This is a genomic window from Hallella faecis, from assembly GCF_018789675.1.
Lineage (GTDB): Bacteria > Bacteroidota > Bacteroidia > Bacteroidales > Bacteroidaceae > Prevotella > Prevotella faecis.
The window spans coordinates 44271-66790 of sequence record NZ_JAHKBE010000011.1; the positions used below are offsets into that span (position 1 = coordinate 44271).

17 protein-coding genes and 1 tRNA gene are annotated in these 22520 nt (G+C 54.4%); 12 read left to right on the plus strand and 6 right to left on the minus strand.

From position 1 onward, the window contains the following. Positions 1–71 precede the first annotated feature (71 nt). Positions 72–2042, plus strand: coding sequence for a DUF349 domain-containing protein (locus KM934_RS04445; RefSeq protein WP_215759419.1), 1971 nt, complete (start codon positions 72–74; stop codon positions 2040–2042). A 302-nt stretch (positions 2043–2344) separates the two neighbouring features. Here the strand turns inward: KM934_RS04445 and KM934_RS04450 are convergent, their stop codons facing one another. Both KM934_RS04450 and KM934_RS04455 read right to left on the minus strand, forming a co-directional pair. Further along, entirely contained in the window at positions 2345–3103 is a 759-nt protein-coding gene (locus tag KM934_RS04450) for a M15 family metallopeptidase (protein ID WP_252344889.1), read from the minus strand. A 54-nt stretch (positions 3104–3157) separates the two neighbouring features. Then, positions 3158–3228: transfer RNA gene (locus KM934_RS04455), tRNA-Gln, on the minus strand. Positions 3229–3558: 330 nt separating this feature from the next. Between KM934_RS04455 and rsfS the strand changes: the two genes are divergently transcribed. The 3 genes from rsfS to KM934_RS04470 are packed head-to-tail and all read left to right on the plus strand — an operon-like array spanning position 3559 to position 7004. After that, the gene (gene rsfS / locus KM934_RS04460; RefSeq protein ID WP_215759420.1) at positions 3559–3918 is read left to right on the plus strand and encodes a ribosome silencing factor; all 360 of its coding nucleotides are present in this window, start codon (positions 3559–3561) and stop codon (positions 3916–3918) included. 55 nt (positions 3919–3973) lie between these two features. Further along, positions 3974–6079: an ATP-dependent zinc metalloprotease FtsH gene (gene ftsH / locus KM934_RS04465; protein WP_215759421.1), complete on the plus strand. Its 2106-nt coding sequence runs from the start codon at positions 3974–3976 to the stop codon at positions 6077–6079. Positions 6080–6134: 55 nt separating this feature from the next. Further along, positions 6135–7004, plus strand: coding sequence for a phosphatidate cytidylyltransferase (locus KM934_RS04470; RefSeq protein WP_215759422.1), 870 nt, complete (start codon positions 6135–6137; stop codon positions 7002–7004). A 150-nt stretch (positions 7005–7154) separates the two neighbouring features. On the opposite strand, the gene lpxB is transcribed toward KM934_RS04470, so the two are convergent. Together lpxB and surE are read right to left on the minus strand one after the other, a co-directional pair. Further along, positions 7155–8354: a lipid-A-disaccharide synthase gene (lpxB, locus tag KM934_RS04475; protein WP_215759423.1), complete on the minus strand. Its 1200-nt coding sequence runs from the start codon at positions 8352–8354 to the stop codon at positions 7155–7157. A gap of 33 nt (positions 8355–8387) precedes the next feature. Further along, the gene (gene surE, locus KM934_RS04480; RefSeq protein ID WP_215759424.1) at positions 8388–9158 is read right to left on the minus strand and encodes a 5'/3'-nucleotidase SurE; all 771 of its coding nucleotides are present in this window, start codon (positions 9156–9158) and stop codon (positions 8388–8390) included. A gap of 135 nt (positions 9159–9293) precedes the next feature. Here surE and KM934_RS04485 point away from each other — a divergent pair, with 135 nt between their 5' ends. From KM934_RS04485 to KM934_RS04505, 5 genes are all read left to right on the plus strand, one after another. Continuing rightward, complete coding sequence (locus tag KM934_RS04485; RefSeq protein ID WP_215759425.1) at positions 9294–10058, plus strand: ParA family protein; 765 nt, start codon at positions 9294–9296, stop codon at positions 10056–10058. A 9-nt stretch (positions 10059–10067) separates the two neighbouring features. Then, positions 10068–10961 (plus strand): ParB/RepB/Spo0J family partition protein, encoded by an 894-nt coding sequence (locus tag KM934_RS04490; protein ID WP_215759426.1) that lies wholly within the window; start codon positions 10068–10070, stop codon positions 10959–10961. A gap of 54 nt (positions 10962–11015) precedes the next feature. Beyond that, a complete protein-coding gene (locus tag KM934_RS04495; protein ID WP_394369480.1) occupies positions 11016–11711 on the plus strand; it encodes a DUF5683 domain-containing protein in 696 nt (231 codons plus the stop codon). 97 nt (positions 11712–11808) lie between these two features. Beyond that, a complete protein-coding gene (locus tag KM934_RS04500; protein ID WP_317192659.1) occupies positions 11809–13287 on the plus strand; it encodes a lytic transglycosylase domain-containing protein in 1479 nt (492 codons plus the stop codon). Between the two features lie 87 nt (positions 13288–13374). Beyond that, positions 13375–15657 carry a RelA/SpoT family protein gene (locus tag KM934_RS04505; RefSeq protein ID WP_215759427.1) on the plus strand — a complete coding sequence of 761 codons (2283 nt, stop codon included), beginning with the start codon at positions 13375–13377 and terminating at the stop codon, positions 15655–15657. 770 nt (positions 15658–16427) lie between these two features. On the opposite strand, the gene KM934_RS04510 is transcribed toward KM934_RS04505, so the two are convergent. Further along, on the minus strand, positions 16428–16778 hold the full coding sequence (locus tag KM934_RS04510; protein ID WP_215759428.1) for a MerR family transcriptional regulator: 351 nt from the start codon (positions 16776–16778) through the stop codon (positions 16428–16430). Between the two features lie 285 nt (positions 16779–17063). Next, positions 17064–17585: a hypothetical protein gene (locus KM934_RS04515; protein WP_215759429.1), complete on the minus strand. Its 522-nt coding sequence runs from the start codon at positions 17583–17585 to the stop codon at positions 17064–17066. A gap of 287 nt (positions 17586–17872) precedes the next feature. On the opposite strand from KM934_RS04515, the gene alaS reads away from it, so the two are divergent. The 3 genes from alaS to KM934_RS04530 all read left to right on the plus strand — a co-directional run bounded on the left by alaS (position 17873) and on the right by KM934_RS04530 (position 22503). Continuing rightward, positions 17873–20539 (plus strand): alanine--tRNA ligase, encoded by a 2667-nt coding sequence (gene alaS / locus KM934_RS04520; RefSeq protein WP_215759430.1) that lies wholly within the window; start codon positions 17873–17875, stop codon positions 20537–20539. 36 nt (positions 20540–20575) lie between these two features. Next, positions 20576–21187: a DUF6621 family protein gene (locus tag KM934_RS04525; RefSeq protein WP_215759441.1), complete on the plus strand. Its 612-nt coding sequence runs from the start codon at positions 20576–20578 to the stop codon at positions 21185–21187. Positions 21188–21264: 77 nt separating this feature from the next. Then, a complete protein-coding gene (locus tag KM934_RS04530; protein WP_215759431.1) occupies positions 21265–22503 on the plus strand; it encodes a saccharopine dehydrogenase family protein in 1239 nt (412 codons plus the stop codon). The last annotated feature ends 17 nt before the right edge of the window (positions 22504–22520 follow it).

Consider the following 22520-nt stretch of genomic DNA (forward strand, 5'->3'; position numbering starts at 1 on the left):
CGCCCTTCAACGGCTATCGTTGCGCAAAGGGCATGGCACAGGAACCTGAGTCATAAACTTAAAACAGTGAAATGATGGACTCTCAAGAGAATGTTCTGCAGCAGGACAAGTTTGAAAACGAGCAGAAGACAGCGCAAGCTGCTTCTGAAGTGGAGAATGTGAGCACCGAAGAGGTGAAGGCGGAAGCAACGCCCAACGACAAGCCGGAGGCGAAAGCCGACAATGTGGCCAGCAACCAAGAGGTGGCTGAAGCCCAAACGGACGACGCTGAGGGCGCACCCAAGGAAGAGACATTCAAGAAAATCTACGCCAACAAGCAAGAGGTGCTGGCGCGTGCCAAGGAAATAGCCAGCAGCGAGGATGCTCCCAACAAAGACGAGGTGGAGCACCTGAAGTCGGCTTTCTACAGGTTCCACGTAGCAGAGCGCGAGCAGCAACAGAAAGATTACCTGGAGGCCGGAGGCGACCCCGAGAAGTATGTCGTGACACCAGATGAGGACGAAGACGACTTCAAGGCGCAGATGCAGGTCATCAGAGAGAAGCGCGCCAAGCTGTTCCAGCAGCAAGAGGCTGAGAAAGAGAGCAACCTCAAGCGAAAGCTGGAAATCATCGAAAAGATAAAAACCATGGCTACCTCACCCGAGGAGGCCAACAAGTCATACAATGAGTTCAAGGCCCTGCAGCAGGAATGGAAAGACATCAAGGCCGTTCCCGCTGAGAAGGCCAACGAGGTGTGGCGCAACTACCAACTCTATGTGGAGCAGTTCTACGACTTGCTCAACCTCAACCGCGAGGCACGCGAGTACGACTTCAAGAAAAACTTGGAACTGAAGACCAAACTTTGCGAAGAGGCTGAGCGCCTGGGTACTGAGGATGATGTGGTGAGCGCATTCCACCAGTTGCAGGAGCTGCACGTACAGTATCGCGAGATTGGCCCCGTTGCCAAGGAGCTTCGCGAGGAAATATGGAGCCGCTTCAAGGCCGCCAGCACCGTCATCAACAAGAAGCACCAGCAGCACTTTGAGCAGCTGAGAGCCCAGGAGGAAGAGAACCTGCAGAAAAAGACCGAGCTTTGCGAGCAGGTAGAAGCCATCGCCAAGGAGGAGAACAAGAACTCAAGCGACTGGGAGAACCACAGCAAGCAGATCATCGCTATCCAACAGCAGTGGAAGAGCATCGGATTCGCACCGCAGAAGATGAACGTGAAGATCTTCGAACGCTTCCGCGCCGCCTGCGATGAGTTCTTCACCAACAAGGCTGCACACTTCAAGGAGATGAAGCAGCGCTTTGCTGAGAACGCCGAGAAGAAGCGCGCCCTCGTGGCTCAGGCACAGGAGCTCGCCGACTCAACCGACTGGAAGGCTACCAGCGACAAGCTCGTGGCCCTGCAGAAGGAGTGGAAGACCATCGGAACAGTGCCCAAGAAATTGGGCGACAAGCTCTGGAGCGATTTCCTCACGGCCTGCAACCACTTCTTCGACGCACGCAAGGCCGCTCACGCCGGCACAAGAAGCGAGGAGAACGCCAACCTGGAGAAGAAGCGCAACGTCATAGAGCAGCTGAAGGCTATAGCCGAGGAAGCTACCGACAATGTGCAGGAGAAGGTGCAGCAGCTCATCGAGGAATACAACGGCATCGGCCATGTGCCCTACAGGGAGAAGGACAAGGTGTACAAGGAGTTCCACGATGTGCTTGACAAGATCTACAAGGACTTGCACATTTCCACACAGCGCCGCCGCCTCGACAACTTCAAGAGCAACCTCAAGAGTGTGGCCAAGCGAGGAGAAGACGCCGTCGACAACGAGCGTTCACGCCTCATGCGCCGCTATGAGCAGCTCAAGCAAGAGGTGTCGACCTACGAGAACAACCTCGGATTCCTCAACATCGCCAGCAAGCGCGGCAACTCACTCGTCGACGAGATGAACCGCAAGGTGCAGAAGCTCAAGGACGAGGTGGAGCTGACACGCCAGAAGATCAAGGCCATCGACAACCAGAACAAGGAAGAGAAGACGGCCAACGAAGCTGCTGAAAACAAAGACTAAGCGGCATCCAAGCGCCTGAACGCTACGCCACGGCCCACAACCGCCGAATCAATCGTAGCCACAACAATCACAGCCCTCTCCGTGCGAAAGACAACGCACGGAGAGGGCTGTTTGCTGATATAAGATGCAGGGGGGAAGAATCAAGAGAGCACAAATAATCCCCAATCGGTCATTAGTCCAATTGGGGCTCAATTCTAATGGCCAATTGAAAGCAAGACCTAATGGCCGACGGGAATTAAACCATGGCCGATCGAGGGTAAACCTTGGCCAGCTGAAAGCAAGACCTGATGGCTGATGAGGAACTATTTCTCGAAGTGCTGATAGTCCTTTACCGTGCGCCATGCGCCTCCCCAACGAAATCCGTGGGCTACAAAGAGACGATAGGCCAGGTCGCCACGTGTAATCTTATAAGGGAAAGATGCCATGCGATCGCAGTATTTGGCGGCATTCGACGGTTGGATCGTCACCTTGCCATTGCGATGCTTGCGATAATAAGGATTGTAAAGGGGGTTGATGTCAACCGCTGTCCCAAGGGCATGAGCCGAGAGCTTACTCGACCCTTTCACCTCACGATAGCAGAAACAACTGGTGTTGTTGGCGCGCATCGACCGCTCATCGTCTGCCCCAAAGTCATCGATCAACCGCACACTTTGGATGGGATAGCGCTCATCATAGAGCCGACGGAAGATACGAAGCATGTCGGAAGCCACCTCTTTGTGGCACACCAACTCACCCATGCGAATCCTACCGTCCGCATCGCGATGCAACAACCGTACATATCGCAAGCTCTCACGGCTCACGCGGCAGTGAGCAGGGTACGACTTGCCACGCATGCGGGCAAACACCTCATCGGGTATCGGTTCCACACGGAAGCATCGCTCCACACCTACCCTATCCACCTTCTGTGGGCTGACAACCGTCCCTGCACGCCACAAAAGACCTTTTCGGGGCGCAACAGGACCCTGGGCCTGACCCAGGCAAGGCCAAACCAACATGCCGACGAACAACAACGACAGCGCCACATACGCCAGTCGGACTATCCATTTTTCTCTTGATACCATAAGCGTTATAAAACAAAAAAACCAAACTGCCGTTGAAAGCAATTTGGTTTATTGTTGGGGTACACGGACTCGAACCATGAATGACAGGACCAGAATCTGTAGTGTTACCATTACACCATACCCCAAAGTTTCTTGCGTATTCATTTCTGAATTGCGAGTGCAAAGGTAGTGGGTTTTCTCGAAACCACCAAAGGTTTCACCAACTTTTTTCGCAAAATCTATTATTTTTTCTCCTTTTTCAACAAAACACCCCAATTCGGATCTTCACAGCTCGCATCGCATCATAGCCAACATATATAATAAGGTAGAAAGGCGCGAACCTTAAGGAATGCACTTAGTTCATAAAAAACATCAAATATGTATGTTTTTCCAAGGATATGTCAATGATTTGATGTAACTTTGTACCAACTATCTAAGATAATTATCACGACAATCGTATTATTAAGAACATTTTAATGACAGAGACAACAAATCTTGTAAACGCCATTATCAAAGGTATCCAAGAGAAGAAAGGACAAGACATCGTCATCGCCGACCTGAGCCACATCGACGGAGCCATCGCAAAGAGCTTCGTCATCTGCCAGGGCAACTCACCCTCACAGGTGGAGGCCATCTCCGAATCGATCAGCGAAGTGTGCCGAAAGGAACTGAAGGAGAAGCCCGTTGGAGTGAACGGACTGGGAGCCAACCAATGGGTGGCCATCGACTTCGTAGACGTCCTGGTGCATATCTTCGTTCCCGAACTGCGAACATTCTACGACTTGGAGAACCTTTGGGAAGACGCCAAACTGACCAGGTTGCCCAATATCGACTGATCGTTGGCACACCAACAGGCAAGTGCCGACCAAGCACACACATCAATAAGTAATCATGGAAAACAACAATCATCCCTTCCCCAATAAGGATAACCAACCCAAGATGCCCCGGTTCAACATGAACTGGCTATACATCTTCATTGCCGTGGCCCTGGCATTCTTGTTCTTCACGGGCGGCGGCGACTCCTTGGCCAAATCGGCAGGCGCCAGCAAGGATGCCTCTTACACCGACTTCAAGTCGTATGTGGAGAAAGGTTACGCCGACAACGTCATCATCAACAAGGACGAGAACACGCTCCAGATGTTCGTCAAGGCCAAATACATCCGCAACGTCTTCCAACAGACGGCCCAGCAGGTAGGATCAAGCCCCTTTGTCAAGGTGGAGTTTGGCTCGGTCGACGAGCTTGAGCGATACCTCGACACGCAACAGAAAAGCGGAAAGCTGAAGAGTTTCAGCTATAAGAACGAGAAGAGCGGCGACATGCTCAACCTCTTGGTCAATGTGCTGTGGCTCCTGCCATTGATATTCTTCTTTTGGTACATGACACGCGGCATGCGTGGCGGTGGCGGAGGAGGCGGCATCTTCAACGTGGGGAAAAGCAAGGCCAAGCTCTACGACAAGGCTGGCGAGATGGGCATAACCTTTAAGGACGTAGCAGGCCAGGAGGGTGCCAAACAAGAGGTGCAGGAGATCGTCGACTTCCTCAAGAACCCACAGAAATACACCGAACTGGGCGGAAAGATTCCCAAGGGAGCACTGCTCATTGGCCCTCCGGGAACCGGTAAGACCTTGCTTGCGAAAGCCGTGGCGGGCGAAGCGGGCGTGCCCTTCTTCTCCATGTCGGGTTCCGACTTCGTTGAGATGTTTGTCGGTGTGGGCGCATCGCGCGTCAGAGACGTATTCGCGCAGGCCAAGCAAAAGGCTCCGTGCATCATCTTCATCGACGAGATCGACGCCGTGGGACGCGCACGCTCCAAGAACCCCTCGATGGGTGGCAACGACGAACGCGAGAACACGCTCAACGCACTGCTCACCGAAATGGACGGATTCGGCACCAACTCGGGTGTCATCGTGCTTGCAGCCACCAACCGTGTCGACATGCTCGACAAGGCATTGCTGCGCGCCGGACGTTTCGACAGGCAGATCCACGTGGACCTGCCCGACCTGGCCGAGCGAAAGGCCATCTTCCAGGTGCACCTGAAACCGCTGAAGACCGACCACACGCTCGACATCGACTACCTGGCCCGACAGACGCCGGGATTCTCGGGCGCCGACATCGCCAACGTGTGTAACGAGGCTGCCCTCATCGCAGCTCGCCACAATAAGAGCACGGTAAGCAAGCAAGACTTCCTCGACGCCGTAGACCGCATCATCGGCGGACTCGAAAAGAAGACCAAGGTGATGACTGCCGAGGAAAAGCGTTCCATCGCCATCCATGAGGCCGGACACGCCACCATCAGCTGGTTCTGCCGCCACGCCAACCCGCTGATTAAGGTAACCATCGTGCCACGCGGACAGGCTTTAGGCGCCGCTTGGTACCTGCCCGAGGAGCGAGTGATCACCACCAAGGAGGAAATGCTCGACGAAATGTGCGCCCTGCTGGGTGGACGAGCCGCTGAGGATCTCTTTGTGGGACAGATTTCAACGGGTGCCATGAACGACCTGGAGCGCGCCACCAAGAGCGCTTACGGCATGGTGGCATACGCAGGAATGAGCGAGAAATTGCCCAACATCTGCTATTACAACAATCAGGACTACCAGTTCCAGCGCCCCTATAGCGAAACAACGGCCAAGATCATGGACGATGAGGTGCTCAAGATGATCAATGAGGAGTATGCTCGCGCCAAGGACATCCTGACCCAGCACAAGGAGGGCCATCACCAACTGGCCGAACTGTTGTTCAGCAAGGAAGTGATCTACGCCGACGACGTGGAGAAAATCTTTGGCAAGCGCCCTTGGGCAAGCCGCTCGGAAGAGATCATCCAAGAGAATGAACGACTGGCCAAAGAGAAAGAAAAAGAAGACGAGCCTAAGTTGGAAGACATGCCCGACATCGTGAAGCAGGCGCAAGCTGAGCACGACGCTGCGCAAGCCGAGCAGAAACGCCTGACCAACGAACAGGGCAGCAACGACGAAACGCAAGATACCAACAAGGCATAAGCCCCCACAGGTGCCAAGCCATGGCCTTCGCAAGGGCATAAAAACACTGACAGACATGACAGAAAAACAAAAGAACCTGATTGTGAGATCCATCACAGGAGTGCTCTTCGTAGCCGTGATGGTAGCGGGATTTCTCAATCCCCGGGCAATGATCCTGCTCTTCACCCTCATCACCGGACTGACGATGTGGGAGTACACAGGACTGGTCAACGACAATGCTGCCTACGTGCAAGTGAACCGCTTCATATCGACCGTGGCCGGCGTTTACCTCTTCATCGCCGTGGCTGCATGGCGAACGGGAATCGTGAGCAACTTCATCGTCATGGTTCCTTATGTGCTGACCATAGTTTACCTGCTCATCAGCGAGCTCTACGCCAACACCAAGAACGCCATCAACGATTGGGCATACACCATGTTCGGACAAGTGTATATTGCCATGGGCTTCTCGCTCATCAACATTCTCGCCTTCGAGATGGCTCCCGACGGCAGTGGCGTCAGCTACGACATGTTGCTGCCCCTGAGCGTCTTCATCTTCCTTTGGGTGAACGACTCAGGTGCTTACTGTGCCGGCTCACTGCTGGGCAAGCACAAACTGTTCCCACGCATCTCACCGGGTAAGACATGGGAAGGCAGCATTGGCGGCGGCATACTGGTCATTATCGTGGCGGCCATCATTGGCTACCTGGCCAACAAAGGCACCGAGACCCACACGCTCAGCATGGTAGGCTGGATAGGTTTGGGACTGGTGGTCGTGGTGTTTGGAACCTGGGGCGACTTGGTGGAGAGCCTGTTTAAGCGCACATTGGGCGTAAAGGATAGCGGCAGCATCCTGCCCGGACACGGCGGCATGATGGACCGCTTCGACTCAAGCCTCATGGCCATACCCGCAGCTGTGGTTTATCTTTACACCATCACCATGCTGTAAGCGCAATCGCCACATCCTATCATTGTTAAGCTATTATTTCCGAGGCGCAAGAAATCGGCCCGGAAATAATAGCTTAACTGTTTTGTTACCACACCCCCAAAACGGCCATTAGACCGAAATGGGGAAATTACCAAGATGTTCCGATTCTTTTCAACACTTGTCTGCGTTTCTCTTGAGCATCTTCACCATGATATGGGCAGCGTTGTCGGGCGCCACTTCCTTGCCCAGGGCGGCCCTTACAGCCTCATAATCGCGCATCATCTGTTGACGGCCCTGACGGCCAGGCAACAACTTGGCCAGTTCCCCGCGTATCTCATCCACTCGGAAACGGTCGGCAAACAACTCCTGCACAACCTCCCGATCAGCAATAAGATTGACCAGCGAGATAAACTTACATTGTATGATATGGTTGAAGGCGAAACGCATGAGGCGCGGTAGTGGCGTCTTGTAGCACACCACCTGCGGCACGCCGAAAAGAGCCGTCTCCAACGTAGCCGTGCCACTGGTGACCAGCGCTACCGTGGAATGAGCCAACAACTGATAGGTCTCACCAGTCACCATACGCACAGGCTGACCACCCACAAAGGGCTCATAATAATCGTGGTCGATGCCGGGCGCACCCGCCACCACCAGTTGGTAAGGCTCCATCGGCGCCTGCGCGCCTTGTCCAACGTCACCACTCTTCTCGGCCAGGGGTGCCGCCGCCCGAATCATCGAGGGCAGGTTGTCCTTGATTTCTTGTTTTCGGCTGCCCGCCAACAAGGCGATGATAGGTCGCTTGGGGTCGAGCTGATGACGCAAACAAAACGCCTCACAACTCTCTTGGTACGACGCGCGAAAACCGTCGACCTCTTCCACAGTGGGGTTGCCTACGTAATGAATCTTGAAATGGTGCTTCCCCTCAAAGAACGGAACCTCGAAAGGCAGAATAGAGAACAACTCGTCAATATCGCGCTTGATGCGCTTGATGCGCCATTCCTTCCACGCCCATATCTTGGGCGATATGTAGTAATAAACCGGTATCCGCGTCTCGGCATGCACAAACTTCGCTATGTCGAGGTTGAATCCCGGATAATCCACGAGAATCACCACATCGGGGTTCCACTCCACGATGTCGCGCTTGCACATCGCCATGTTGCTAAAGATGGTGCGCAAGTGGAGCAACACCGGCACGAAGCCCATGTAAGCCAACTCCTTATAATGCTTCACACGGCATCCACCCTCCGCAGCCATCAGGTCGCCACCGAAGAAGCGAAACTCCGCTTGGCTGTCCTCGCTCTTCAGGGCGTGCATCAACCGGGAAGCATGGAGGTCGCCCGACGCCTCGCCAACTATCAGATAGTATCTCATGAATTATCTTTTTTCAAGAAAAATCGTAGTGTTTTATTCATAAATCTGCTTCAGGCCATCCATCGCATCATAGGCCGTCACATCAGTCTGCGTGGGCGTGATGGCCACGTAGCCATTGTCGAGCGCCCACTGATCGGTGCCTTCCACACCCGGCTCATCGTTGCGATACTTGCCCACCACCCAATAATAATCATAGCCACGCGGATGGCGCTCCTTCACCGTCTCCTCAATCCAACTACCAAAAGTCATTCGGCACACTTTGATACCCTTAAATTTCTGGGCGGCGGGGAAGTTCACATTGAGGCAAACACCCTTGGGAAGCCCCTTTTGCAGCACGTCGCCAACAATGCGCTGAACATACGGACGTAAGGGCTCCAGGTTGGCGTTCTCATCGTAATAGCAACTCGAGAAGGCCACAGAAGGGATGTATTTCATGCAACCTTCCTTGGCCACGCCCATTGTTCCACTGTAATGATTATTCACAGACGAATTGTCTCCGTGATTGATGCCGCTGAGAATCAGCGTTGGGCGACGCTCCGCGCACAATTGGTCGAGCGCAATCTTCACACAGTCGACAGGTGTGCCGGTGCACGAATAGACCATTGTGTCGCCCATGTTGTGGCGAGGTTTCAGCCGCAAATAATCGACAGCCGAGAAGGCGCAGGAATAACCCGAGCGAGCGGCCTCAGGGGCACAAACCAGCACATCGGCCATGTCCTTGACAAACTCCACCAATTTGCGAATTCCAGGGGCGTGATATCCATCATCGTTCGATATCAGTATCAAAGGTCTTTTGTTTTCCATCTTTTCAAAAAGTTTTGCCTTGCAAAAGTACGAAAAAACCTTTAATTATCTTCTTTTTCGCACAAAATATGTATCTTTGCATTCAAAACCTTGTTGCAACAGGGTTTGCTCGAAAAAAGAAAAGATATTCGGAAAATGGCAAAAATCATTGCATTAGCTAATCAGAAGGGCGGTGTGGGCAAGACAACCACCACCATCAATCTGGCTGCATCGCTGGCCACGCTGGAAAAGAAGGTTCTCGTCGTCGACGCTGACCCGCAGGCCAACGCATCCAGCGGATTGGGAGTAGACATCAGCGAAGTGGATTGCTCGCTCTATGAGTGCATCATCGACCACGCCGATGTGCGCGACGCCATCTACACCACCGACATTGAAGGGCTCGACATCATACCCAGCCACATCGACCTGGTGGGTGCCGAGATAGAGATGCTCAACCTCGACAACCGCGAGAAGGTCATCAAGAAAATTCTCGACCCACTGAAGACGGAGTACGATTACATACTCATCGACTGCTCACCCTCATTGGGCCTCATCACCGTCAACTCACTGACGGCTGCCGACTCGGTCATCATCCCTGTGCAATGCGAGTATTTTGCATTGGAGGGAATCAGCAAACTGCTCAACACCATCAAGATCATCAAGAGCAAACTCAACCCGAAACTGGAGATCGAGGGATTCCTGCTGACCATGTACGACAGTCGTCTGCGCCTGGCCAACCAAATCTACGACGAGGTGAAACGCCATTTCCAGGAATTGGTTTTCAAGACCGTCATCCAGCGCAACGTGAAGCTCTCGGAAAGCCCCAGCCACGGTCTGCCCGTCATTCTCTACGACGCCGACTCCACAGGTGCCAAGAACCATTTGGCCTTGGCGAAGGAAATCATTGGCCACGAACATTAAACCACACCCATGACAGTACGCAAGAAATACAACGCCTTAGGTCGAGGACTCGACGCGCTGCTCTCTACGGAGGCCGTGCGCACAGCAGGGTCGTCGACCATCAACGAGATACCGCTGGACCAGATTGAGCCCAACGCCGACCAGCCCCGTAGCCTCTTCGACGAGGACGCACTGAAGGAGTTGGCCGTCAGCATCCACGAGATAGGCATCATTCAACCCATCACCCTGCGCCAGATAGCCGAAAACCGCTTCCAAATCATAGCCGGCGAGCGTCGTTGGCGCGCCTCGCAGATGGCCGGACTGAAGAGCATTCCCGCCTACATCCGCACCATCGACGACGAGAGCGTCATGGAGATGGCGCTCGTGGAGAACATCCAGCGCGAGGACCTCAACGCCATCGAAATAGCCCTGGCCTACGAACACTTGCTCGAACAGACAGGCATGACCCAGGAGAAGGTGTCGGAGCGTGTGGGCAAGAGCCGCACAGCCATCGCCAACTACCTCCGACTGCTGAAGTTGCCGGCACAGGTGCAGATGGCCTTGCAGAAGAAAGAGATCGACATGGGCCACGCCCGTGCCCTGCTGGCGCTCAACAGTCCGTCGTTGCAGCTCAAGGTGTTCAAGGAGATCCTGAAGAACGGATGGTCGGTCCGCAAGGTGGAGGAAATTGCGCAACACCTGAAAAACGGCGACGACATTGAGGACGGAAAGAAAAAAATTGTGGCCAAGCCACAACTTCCCGAGGAGTTCAACCAACTGAAAGACCGCCTGTCGTCATTCCTCCAAACCAAAGTGCAGATGACCTGCTCCAGCAAAGGCAAGGGAAAGATTAGCATTCCCTTCAACAACGCCGACGAATTGGAGCGCATCATGATGATTTTCGACCAAATCAAACAGCAATAGGTGAAACGTCTTAAGACCATAATCACACAGGTGGCAATGGCCACCACCCTGCTCATGGGTGCGCCATCGGCCCACGCCCAAACCGATTCCGTGGCGGCGAACGCCCCGGCCCATCGGTCGTTGAAGCCAATAGCGTTGGCCGACGACAGCGTGCGCATCGACGGCGAACAACTGTTGGCTGTCGACACCACGGCACTCTCCGTCATCGACAGCGCATCCGTCCGCCACAAGCGCAACTGGAGCACATGGCGACCCTCACCCAAACGCGCGCTATGGATGGCACTCGTCCTGCCGGGAGCCGGACAGATTTACAACCGCAAATATTGGAAACTTCCCATCATATACGGTGGGTTTGTGGGATGCGCCTACGCCATGCGTTGGAACAACATGATGTATCGCGACTACAGTCAGGCATACCTCGACATCATGGACAACGACCCCACAACCGAGAGCTACAACCAGTTTCTGCACCTCGGAACACAAATCACAGAAGCCAATAAGGCCCGCTGGCAGGAAATCTTCCGTAAACGAAAGGACCGTTACCGCCGTTGGCGCGACATGAGCTTCTTTGTCATGGTGGGCGTTTACGCCTTCTCGGTCATCGACGCCTACGTCGACGCATCGCTGTCGGAGTTTGACATATCGCCCGACTTGAGCCTCAACATCGCTCCCGCGGTGCTCAACGCCAACCCAAGCCAAGGCCCCCTGAGCCACGCAGCCATCGGCCTGCAATGCAGCCTGAGCTTCTAAGCAAAGGCCCACACCCCAAAAACATTATACGAATCGTTACTCCTCGCGCGTGGGCACACCACTCCACACGCATGGGAAACATAAAAAGAATAGAACCGTGAAGAAAATATCATTATGGATTGCCTTGCTCATGATGGGCTGCGCCACCCCCACCCTCGCACAAATCAACGAGGAGGAGACGGTGGAAGTCACCAACTACCAAGGCAAAAAGGAAAACATCGAACTGCCGGCTTCCATGACACAGGAGCTCGACAGCCTCATGAACCTCTACAACGCGAAGATGCATCTCAAAGCCGACAGCGATTGCAACCTGCCCGATGTCAACCCGGTTTACGACCAAGAGGTTTACAAGGAGCGACTCGCACACTTGCCCACCATCATCGAGATGCCCTACAACGATATCGTTCAGAAGTTTATCGACCGTTACAGCAGCGACCTTCGCCGCAAGGTGGCCTACATGCTCGGCGCGCAAAACTTCTACATGTCGACCTTCGAAGAGGCCCTCGAGGCCTACGACCTGCCCTTGGAGCTCAAATACCTGCCCGTCATCGAGTCGGACCTCAACCCCAAGGCCGTATCGCGCGCCAAGGCCGTGGGCCTGTGGCAGTTTATGCTTCCCACCGCCAAACGTTACGGACTGACCATCAACTCGCTGGTTGATGAGCGTCGCGACATCATCAAGGCATCATACGCCGCCGCCCATTACCTGAGCGACCTCTACAAGATCTTTGGCGACTGGAACCTGGTCATCGCCGCATACAACTGTGGACCGGAGAAGATCAACAAGTCGATCCACCGCCTGAAGGGCGAGAAGGACTATTGGAAGATCTACTCCCTGCTGCCAAAGGAGACACGCGGATATGTGCCCGCCTTCATAGCCGCCAACTACATCATGAATTACTATTGCGAGCACAACATCTGCCCGCTTTCGGCCGACCTGCCCGCCAAGACCGACACCATCATGCTCGACCGCGACGTTCACTTCGAACAGATAGCCCATGTGATAGGAATCGACATCGAGCAACTGGAAGACCTGAACCCCCAATACCGTCGCAACATTGTGAATGGGAGCAGCAAGCTGTCGGCTCTGCGCCTTCCCGCCGACCTGGTGAACGTGTTCATCGACAACGAGGAGGCTGTTTACGCCTTCAATCCTAAGAACTACGTGCCCAAGCGCAAGGAGGCCGGACCTACCGACGGCGGCACTTACGTGGTGCACAACAACCAGGTGGTGCGCATCGAGAACCCCAACAGCCATGCCGCAAGCGCCTCTGCCACCGATGGAAACCTCGTGACCACCGTCATGGATGGCAACGAATATGATGCCACCGAGCGCAAGACCACCACGGCAACAAGCCGAAGCAGCGCGAGCCACAAAAGCCGCTCAAGTAGTAAGAGGTCGAGAAGCAGCAGGAGCAAGAAGCGTACCGCACGCTCAAAGAACGTCACCATCAAGAACGGCGACACCCTGAGCGAGATTGCAGAGCGCCACCACACCACCGTGTCCAAGTTGCGCAAGCTGAACGGCATCAAGGGCAACAGCATCAGAGCCGGTAAGAAGATTAAGGTGAAATAATCACCTCCCATCCTAAGGATACACCCCCAAGAAGCCTTTTCACACGTTTTCCCATTCGCCAAGTCATACCCATAAAACCCCAATGCCATGGATGAGCAAGAGCTGAAAAACAAAGAGCGCGAGGCCGCTGACGACAAGCTGATCACCGATGCGTTTCATCATCTGTTAGACACGTACCTCCATACGCGCCACCGCAAGAAGGTAGACATCATTACCAAGGCGTTCAACTTTGCGCGCCAAGCCCACAAGGGTGTGCGCCGCCTGTCGGGCGAGCCCTACATCATGCACCCCATTGCCGTGGCGCAGATAGCCTGCGAGGAGATGGGGCTGGGCTCGACGAGCATCTGTGCGGCCCTGCTCCACGACGTTGTGGAAGACACCGACTACACGGTGGAGGACCTGCAGAACATCTTCGGGCCTAAGATCGCCATGATTGTGGACGGCCTCACCAAGATCAGCGGTGGTATATTTGGCGACCATGCCTCAGCGCAGGCAGAGAACTTCAAGAAACTTCTGCTCACCATGAGCGATGACATCCGCGTCATCCTCATCAAAATTTGCGACCGCCTGCACAACATGCGCACCCTGGCCTCGCAGGCTCCCAACAAGCAATACAAGATTGCGGGCGAGACGCTTTACATCTATGCGCCGCTGGCCAACCGCTTGGGACTCAACAAAATCAAGACGGAGCTGGAGGATCTGAGTTTCCGCTATGAGCACCCCGAGGCCTACGCCGACATCACCAACAAGCTCAATTTCACCAAGGAACAGCGCGACAAGCTCTTCGACGATTTCACGGCGCCCATCCGCAAGAAGCTCGACCAGATGGGAATCAGCTACCACATCAAGGCCCGCATCAAGAGTCCTTACTCCATCTGGTGCAAGATGCAGAACAAGCACGTCACCTTCGACGAGGTGTTCGACATCTTGGCCGTGCGCATCGTGTTCCATCCCGACAACCGAAACGATGAGATCAACGAGTGCTTCCGTATCTACGTGGCCCTCAACCAGATATACAAGAGTCATCCCGACCGTCTGCGCGACTGGGTGAACCATCCCAAGGCCAACGGCTATCAGGCGCTCCACGTTACCATGATGAGCAACCAAGGCCAATGGATTGAGGTGCAAATACGTTCCGAGCGCATGGATGAGATTGCCGAACAAGGCTTCGCCGCCCACTGGAAATACAAGGAGGGCGACTTCAAGGAGGATGAGGATGAGCTCAACAAGTGGCTGGGAACCATCAAGGAAATTCTCGACGATCCACAGCCCGACGCCATGGACTTCCTCGACTCCATCAAGATGAACCTCTTCGCCTCGGAGATATTCGTCTTCACGCCAAAAGGTGAGGTGAAGACCATGCCGGCCGATTGCACCGTGCTCGACTTCGCCTTCCAAATCCACACCTTCCTGGGCAGCCATTGCATCGGCGCCAAGGTGAACCACAAACTGGTGCCCATGAGCCACAAGCTGAAGAGTGGCGACCAGGTGGAAGTGCTCACCTCCAACTCGCAACATGTCAAACCCGAATGGATTGGCTTTGTGGCCACGGCCAAAGCCAAGGGCAAGATACAGGCCATGTTGCGCCGCGAGAACCGCGAGTCGCAAAAGAAGGGCGAGGACATTCTCAACAACTGGCTGAAAGCCAACGACATGGAATCGTCGATTCCCATTCTCGACAAGCTCTGCGAATACCACAATTTCCCCAAACACGACGACTTTTTCCAGGCTCTGGGCGAAGGAACCATTGAGCTTGACGACAAGGATCTTGATGTGCTTCAGGGCAAGGCCAACAAAGAGAAGAGTGGCGGCGGATGGCGTAAGTTTGTGCCTTTCTTGGGCAAAGGAAAGAAAGACAAGGGCAACGACGTTACTGTGCAACCCAGCAAGAGCCTGCTTGTGGTGGGCAAAGGCTTCAACAAGAAACTGCCTTGCATCATCCGCGAAGACACCATTGGCATGTATATCTTCCCCTCATGCTGCCACCCCATTCCCGGCGACGACATCCTCGGCTTCATCGACAACAAGAACCACGTAGAGATCCACAAGCGGTCGTGTCGCGTGGCCAGCAAACTGAAGACCAGCTACGGCCCGCGCATCCTCGACGCCAAGTGGGAAATGCACAAGCAACTTTTCTTCGATGCCACCATCGAGGTGCACGGAATAGACCGCAAGGGCATGCTTCACGATGTATCGGAGGTCATCTCGCAGAAGATGGACATCAACATCTGCCGAGTGAATTTCACCGCCAACCAAGGAATCTTCGAGGGGCAGATTGAGGTGCGTGTGCACGATCGCGCCGAGGTGAAGGTCATCATCGACGCCCTGAAGAAGATCGACGACATGAAAGAAGTGCAGCAAATCATCTAACCCCAATAACGACCACACAACAAAAGGGCCGTATCATCATCCCCGAATCATAGGAGAGTTGATACGGCTCTTTTTATTAGAGCTGAAATGAAACTCAAACGACAGCGCGTGCTGGACGAAGCTCGTTTTGTGGGTATGGGATGCGAATTAGGGCAACAAACTATATTGCAATCTACATTGTTTTTGGCGACGACAAAAAGATTGGGCGGAAATTCACAATTCTCAGCGCATCTGCCTAACAATCTGACAAACAGCAACTTATCGCAAAAGTGATTTTTTTTCACAGTCCACGCTTTACATTCCACACTGCGAAACATGCCTAACCGAGGGACGATACATGGTCTTTCGAGCCTTGAGACGTGGCATTTCGAGGTGCGGTTAGGTAGGTATCGCAACTCGAAAGATGCCTAACGGTGAACGCACGCCGCAGATCTGGGACGGCGAGTACGGAGAAACAACGGTTTCGTTGGCTATTTCAACCCAAAAAGCCGCACAACTTTTGCGCCAAAAATCCTTACACTCCACACATCGGCGGCCATCTGTCGACCAACCTTCCTTTCCTGCTTCCAGCCTTAAACCCCAATCGGTCATTAGACCGAAACAGGTGGGTTGTTAGGACCTTCTGGATTCTTTCCAACTCTTGTCAGCGTTTCTTTCGGCATCTTGCTTCCATTCGCATTTCGCCATAGCCCGCTATGCCTTCAATGCGAATGTCGCAACCTGCTCGAAACAAACACTAACAAGAATTGAAATCTAATGACCAACTTGGGTTAAACGAGGCCGTTAAGCTGATCGCGAAGAAGTTTCAGCTCGTTGCGCACGCTTGTCAAGGTTTCGAGAACCACCGACGACTTATCCACCGACTGACGGTTCTCGCGCATGTATTTGCGAGCAGCCGCAATCTTAAAACCCCTCACCTTCAGCAGGTTATACACCACCTTAAGTTGCTCCACATCTTTCTCGGTGTATTGGCGCACCTTTGTTGAGCTCACCGTACGGGGCTTGATGCTGGGAAATTCGGTTTCCCAATAACGCAAAGTGCTCTCGCTCACACCAATCAGCTGTGCCACCTCCTTGATGGAATAGTAAAGTTTCGTGTTCTTATCTGTGTTCAATACCATAACAACATGGATAATTGTTTGCCTGCAAAGTTACAAATAAATTTTCCCACCAACCACTAACCAGTCCTATTTTTCTGTTTGTAAGCCTTTTCCCGCCTCAACCCACACGCCCTGGCTGGGCGCCTTTCCCCATTCGCCCTCCCCCCAAAAGACACCAACCATAGGGCCGGCCTAATGATCATTGGAGTCCAAATGGAAGCGCTGGATAGGGCGACCCATGTCGTTTCCTATCCAGCGCGTATCATGTGTTGGTAATATTGGTCTATTGCGACGGTGCCGCCTGCGTTATCTTGCGCCTCTCATGGTGCCGCGACGCATTTCGTGCCGCATGTAGATGGCCTCAGGCCCATTGTTGCGAAACTCGCGATGATGCTTCTTCATATGCTTCATGTGCTTCTTCATCTTCTTTCCCGGATGACCATGTTTGTGGTCATAACCGCAATATCCATGTTGCGGATACTTCACGTAGATGTAGTGTACGTAAGCCTGGTCGCGCCAACCGATGGGGCGATAGAAATAGTTGGCAGCCCTGTAGCGCTTCCACTGCTTGCCCGTGAGCATACGCTTGAGCTCCTTGTTGCGCTTGTGCCACATGTACGAGTCGATGTCGCGGTAGCTGTTGATACCATTGAGATAAGCCAGGTTGATATTGAGAACGCTACCACGTTGGGCACTGGAGAGTCCCAGTTCGGCCACCATGCGGTCGGTGATAAAACTTGCTTCGGCCCTAACGCCAGCGAGTCTCTGAGCGCTAACCGATGTGAACATCATCATCGTAGCGAGGATAGCTAAAAACAAACGTTTCATAACTGTTGGTTTTAAGGGGGTGTTACTTACTGCTTTTCTTGTTTCGATGGCAAAGATAGTGCTTTTCCAATGGCTTGCAAAGGGGAAATCCATAAAGCGAAGGGTGAATTTCCCTAAAACATCCGAGGGTTCCCCCAATAGACTCTGGAAGGGTTGGAAATGCACAAGAGGCTGAACCCTTGTGTTTTCAGGAAAATTATTGCGTACAGAAAGAACCTTCTCCAATCTTTTTCGTACCTTTGCAGATGATAATCATGACATCACAAAAACAAAAAAATAGTATCACAATGATGACAGCTAATGAAATCCGCGACTCTTACTTGAAGTTTTTTGAGTCAAAAGGACACGTCATCGTACCTTCGGCTCCTATTGTAGTCAAGGACGACCCCACCCTCATGTTCACCAACGCTGGTATGAACCAGTGGAAAGACATTATTCTCGGCACCAAGGAACCCGACCCACGTCGTCGCACCGACTCGCAGAAATGCCTGCGCGTCAGCGGTAAGCATAACGACCTGGAGGAAGTGGGACGCGACTCGGCTCTGAGCCACCACACCATGTTTGAGATGCTCGGCAACTGGAGTTTCGGCGATTACTTCAAGGAGGGCGCCATCGACTACGCCTACGAGTATCTGGTCGACGTGCTCCACCTCGACCCGAAAGACCTCTACGTCACCGTGTTTGAGGGCGACGCCAGCGAGAACCTCGGCCGCGACGACGAGGCTGCCGGCTACTGGGCAAAGCATTTCCCCAAGAACCACATCGTCAACGGAAACAAGCACGACAACTTCTGGGAGATGGGCGACACAGGCCCCTGCGGTCCCTGCTCGGAGATCCACATCGACTTCCGCCCTGAGGAAGAGAAGGCCAAGGTGCCTGGCGAGGAACTGGTCAACAAGGACCATCCGCAGGTTATCGAGATTTGGAACATCGTGTTCATGCAGTATAACCGCAAGGCCGACGGCAGCCTGGAGCCGCTGAAGATGCACGTCATCGATACGGGCATGGGCTTCGAGCGCCTGGTGCGCCTCATGCAGGGCAAGAGTTCCAACTACGACACCGACATCTTCACGTCCATCATCACCGAGATCGAGAACCTCTCGGGCAAGAAATACAGCCACACCTTCCCCGAAGGACCCAACGGCGAGGGCACCAACGCTGAGCAAAAGGTCGACATCGCCATCCGCGTAGTGGCCGACCACCTCAGAGCCGTGGCTTTCTCCATCGCCGACGGCCAGTTGCCCAGCAACGCCAAGGCTGGCTATGTCATCCGCCGCATCCTGCGCCGCGCCGTGCGCTACGCCTACACGTTCCTCGACCAGAAGGCTCCGTTCATGTATAAGCTCGTTCCCGTGCTCGTTCATGAGATGGGCGGCGCTTACCCCGAACTGCCCGCACAGCAGGAGCTCATCAGCCGTGTCATCAAGGAGGAGGAAGACAGCTTCCTGCGCACCTTGGAGAAGGGCATCCAGTTGCTCAACGGCGACATGGACGAACTGAAGAAGAACGCCAAGACGCAGCTCGACGGCGAGAAGGCTTTCCGCCTCTTCGACACCTACGGTTTCCCGCTCGACCTCACCGAACTGATCTGCGGCGAGAACGGTTTCACCGTCGACGAGGAGGGCTTCGACCGCGAGATGGCCAAGCAGAAGGCACGCGCCCGCAACGCCGCTGCCGTGGAGAACGGTGACTGGGTGGAGATCAAGAATGGCGAACAGGAGTTCGTGGGTTACGACTACACCGAGTATGAGTGCCACATCCTGCGCTACCGCAAGGTCACACAGAAGAAGAACACATTCTACGAGGTGGTGCTCGACCATACGCCTTTCTACGGCGAGATGGGTGGCCAGGTGGGCGACCAAGGCTCCCTGGTATCGGAGAACGAGACCGTCGACGTCATCGACACCAAGCGCGAGAACAACCAGAGCGTACATATCATCAAGAAATTGCCCCAGAACATCGAGGCCGACTTCATGGCTTGCGTCGACACCGACAAGCGCAACGCATCTGCTGCCAACCACACCGCCACCCACTTGCTCGACTATGCGCTGAAGCAGGTGCTCGGCGGCCACGTGGAGCAGAAGGGTTCTTTCGTCAGCCCCACAACATTGCGCTTCGACTTCTCCCACTTCCAGAAGGTAACCGACGAGGAGTTGCGCCAGGTAGAGCGTTTGGTCAACAAGATGATTCGCGAAGACTACGCGCTCGACGAGCACCGCAACGTGCCCATCGAGGAGGCTAAGGAGCTTGGCGCCATCGCCCTCTTCGGCGAGAAGTATGGCGACAAGGTTCGCGTGGTTCGTTTCGGTCCCACTTGCGAGTTCTGCGGTGGTATCCACGCCACAAGCACAGGCCGCATCGGCTTCTTCAAGATTTTGGGTGAGAGCAGCGTGGCTGCGGGCGTTCGACGCATCGATGCCATTACTGGCGACCAGTGTGAGGAGGCCATCTACCAGGTGGAGGACACCCTGAAAGCCATCCGCGCCCTGTTCAACAACGCCAAGGACCTGAAGGCCACCATCGCCAAGCACATCGAGGAGAACGCAGCCATGAAGAAGAGCATCGAGAGCTTCCGCCAGCAGGCTGTGGAGCGCACCGTGAAGAAGCTCGTGGAGAACACCATCAACGTCAACGGCACAACAGTGGTGAAGGCCACGCTGCCCATTGATCCCGCTTCGGCCAAGGACATCGTATTCAAGGTTCGCGAGAAGATTTCCTCAAACCTCTTGTGCGTGCTCGGCACCGTGCACGAGGGTCGTCCGGCTCTCTCCGTGATGCTGTCCGACGACATGGTGAGCGAGCATGAGCTCAACGCTGGCAAGATGATCCGCGAGGCCGCCAAGCTCATCCAAGGCGGTGGCGGCGGTCAGCCCCACTACGCTCAGGCCGGCGGCAAGAACGCCGATGGCATCAGCGCAGCCGTCGACAAGGTGATTGAGCTGGCCAACCTCTAACCCCCGCACAGGCGAATAAGCATCATGACACCAAACGTGAACGTACAAGACACGAGCCATATCCGCATGAGCGAGAACATCATCGTAGCCGATGCCGATTACATCGACTATGTGGCCTTCCAGTTGAGTGTGCAGTTTGAGCGCATACTCAACCGCCGCATACCGCAGGCCGACCTGAGCCGATGGGCCATCAACGTGGCCCTCGACGGAGGGTTGCGCGCCACGGAGGGCGTGAAGCACGAAACACAGGTGGTGCTCGTCCACGACAAGGGTAAGACCAAGCTCGAAAACTTCGCACCGTCCAACTACGCCAAGGAACTGAACGCGCAGGCTTTCGAGGACCCCACATTCGGCGAGTTTCTCGTCAACGCCTACGCTGTGGGCGATGTGGTGAGCAAAGACGATTACATCCTCGACACCGTGCAAACCATTACCCAGCACCCAGAGGTGAAGCGCCTCATGGTCATCCCCAACGGCGAGCAGGGCGATCTCTACGGACAGCTCAGACGTATGTTGCACAATGTGGACAACGACCAGCGCATCACGCTCTTCGCCATGCAACCCATGGAGGGGGGCAACTTCCGACAGGAGATACTGGGCTACTCCATGTTGAGCGCCCTGGGCATACGCGGTGATGAAATCAAGTGAGCGAAACGGGCGCCCAACAAGCGTGGGCGCCCATAGCAAACCATATTCATGAACCTAAAAAATCACAAACAAGACACATGCATAAAGTATTAATGATTGGCGCTGGTGGCGTGGCCACCGTTTGCGCATTTAAGATTGCACAAAACAAGGAGGTGTTCTCCGAGTTGATGATTGCCAGCCACCACGTGGAGAAATGTGACCGTCTGGCCAAAGCCATCCACGACAAGGGCTACGACTTGAACATCAAGACGGCCGAGGTGGATGCCGACGACGTGGAGCAACTGAAGGCGCTCTTCAATAGCTACAAGCCTGAGCTGGTCATCAACCTGGCCCTGCCCTACCAAGACCTGACCATCATGGATGCTTGCTTGGCTTGCGGATGCAACTACCTCGACACGGCCAACTATGAGCCGAAGGACGAGGCCCACTTCGAATACAGCTGGCAGTGGGCATATAAGGAGCGCTTCGAGCAGGCTGGCCTTACCGCCATCCTCGGTTGCGGCTTCGACCCAGGTGTGTCGCAGGCTTACACGGCCTACGCCGCCAAGCACCACTTCGACAAGATCGAGTATCTCGACATCGTCGACTGCAACGCCGGAAACCACCACAAGGCTTTCGCTACCAACTTCAATCCGGAGATCAACATCCGCGAGATCACACAGAAGGGACTCTATTACGAGAACGGAAAGTGGATCGAGACGGAGCCGTTGGAGGTTCACAAGGAGCTCAACTACCCCAACATCGGTGGACGCGAGAGCTACCTCATGCACCACGAGGAACTGGAGAGCCTGGTGAAGAACTATCCCACCATCAAGCGCGCACGCTTCTGGATGACCTTCGGACAGCAGTATCTCACCTATCTCGACTGCATACAGAACCTGGGTATGAGCCGCATCGACGAGGTGACCTACGAGGCTCCGTTGGCCGACGATCCCACCAAGACGGTGAAGGTAAACATCGTTCCGTTGCAGTTCCTCAAGGCTGTGCTGCCCAATCCGCAGGACCTCGGAGCCAACTACGACGGCGAGACCAGCATTGGTTGCCGCATCAGAGGAATCAAGGACGGCAAGGAGCACACCTATTATATATATAACAACTGCAAGCACCAAGACGCTTACGAGGAGACTGGCATGCAGGGCGTGAGCTACACCACGGGCGTACCGGCCATGGCTGGCGCCATGATGTTCCTGAAAGGTCTGTGGAGCAAGCCCGGTGTGTGGAACGTGGAAGACTTTGACCCAGACCCATTCCTGCAGGTGCTCAATGAGCAGGGACTGCCTTGGCACGAGGTGTTCGACCAGGACATCGAGTTATAAGCATCGATTATTTTAAT

Coding starts and splice junctions, on each gene's coding strand:
- KM934_RS04445 (WP_215759419.1), top strand. CDS start 72: ATGATGGACTCTCAAGAGAATGTTCTGCAGCAGGACAAGTTTGAAAAC.
- KM934_RS04450 (WP_252344889.1), bottom strand. CDS start 3,103: ATGGTATCAAGAGAAAAATGGATAGTCCGACTGGCGTATGTGGCGCTG.
- rsfS (WP_215759420.1), top strand. CDS start 3,559: ATGACAGAGACAACAAATCTTGTAAACGCCATTATCAAAGGTATCCAA.
- ftsH (WP_215759421.1), top strand. CDS start 3,974: ATGGAAAACAACAATCATCCCTTCCCCAATAAGGATAACCAACCCAAG.
- KM934_RS04470 (WP_215759422.1), top strand. CDS start 6,135: ATGACAGAAAAACAAAAGAACCTGATTGTGAGATCCATCACAGGAGTG.
- lpxB (WP_215759423.1), bottom strand. CDS start 8,354: ATGAGATACTATCTGATAGTTGGCGAGGCGTCGGGCGACCTCCATGCT.
- surE (WP_215759424.1), bottom strand. CDS start 9,158: ATGGAAAACAAAAGACCTTTGATACTGATATCGAACGATGATGGATAT.
- KM934_RS04485 (WP_215759425.1), top strand. CDS start 9,294: ATGGCAAAAATCATTGCATTAGCTAATCAGAAGGGCGGTGTGGGCAAG.
- KM934_RS04490 (WP_215759426.1), top strand. CDS start 10,068: ATGACAGTACGCAAGAAATACAACGCCTTAGGTCGAGGACTCGACGCG.
- KM934_RS04495 (WP_394369480.1), top strand. CDS start 11,016: ATGGGTGCGCCATCGGCCCACGCCCAAACCGATTCCGTGGCGGCGAAC.
- KM934_RS04505 (WP_215759427.1), top strand. CDS start 13,375: ATGGATGAGCAAGAGCTGAAAAACAAAGAGCGCGAGGCCGCTGACGAC.
- KM934_RS04510 (WP_215759428.1), bottom strand. CDS start 16,778: ATGGTATTGAACACAGATAAGAACACGAAACTTTACTATTCCATCAAG.
- KM934_RS04515 (WP_215759429.1), bottom strand. CDS start 17,585: ATGAAACGTTTGTTTTTAGCTATCCTCGCTACGATGATGATGTTCACA.
- alaS (WP_215759430.1), top strand. CDS start 17,873: ATGATGACAGCTAATGAAATCCGCGACTCTTACTTGAAGTTTTTTGAG.
- KM934_RS04530 (WP_215759431.1), top strand. CDS start 21,265: ATGCATAAAGTATTAATGATTGGCGCTGGTGGCGTGGCCACCGTTTGC.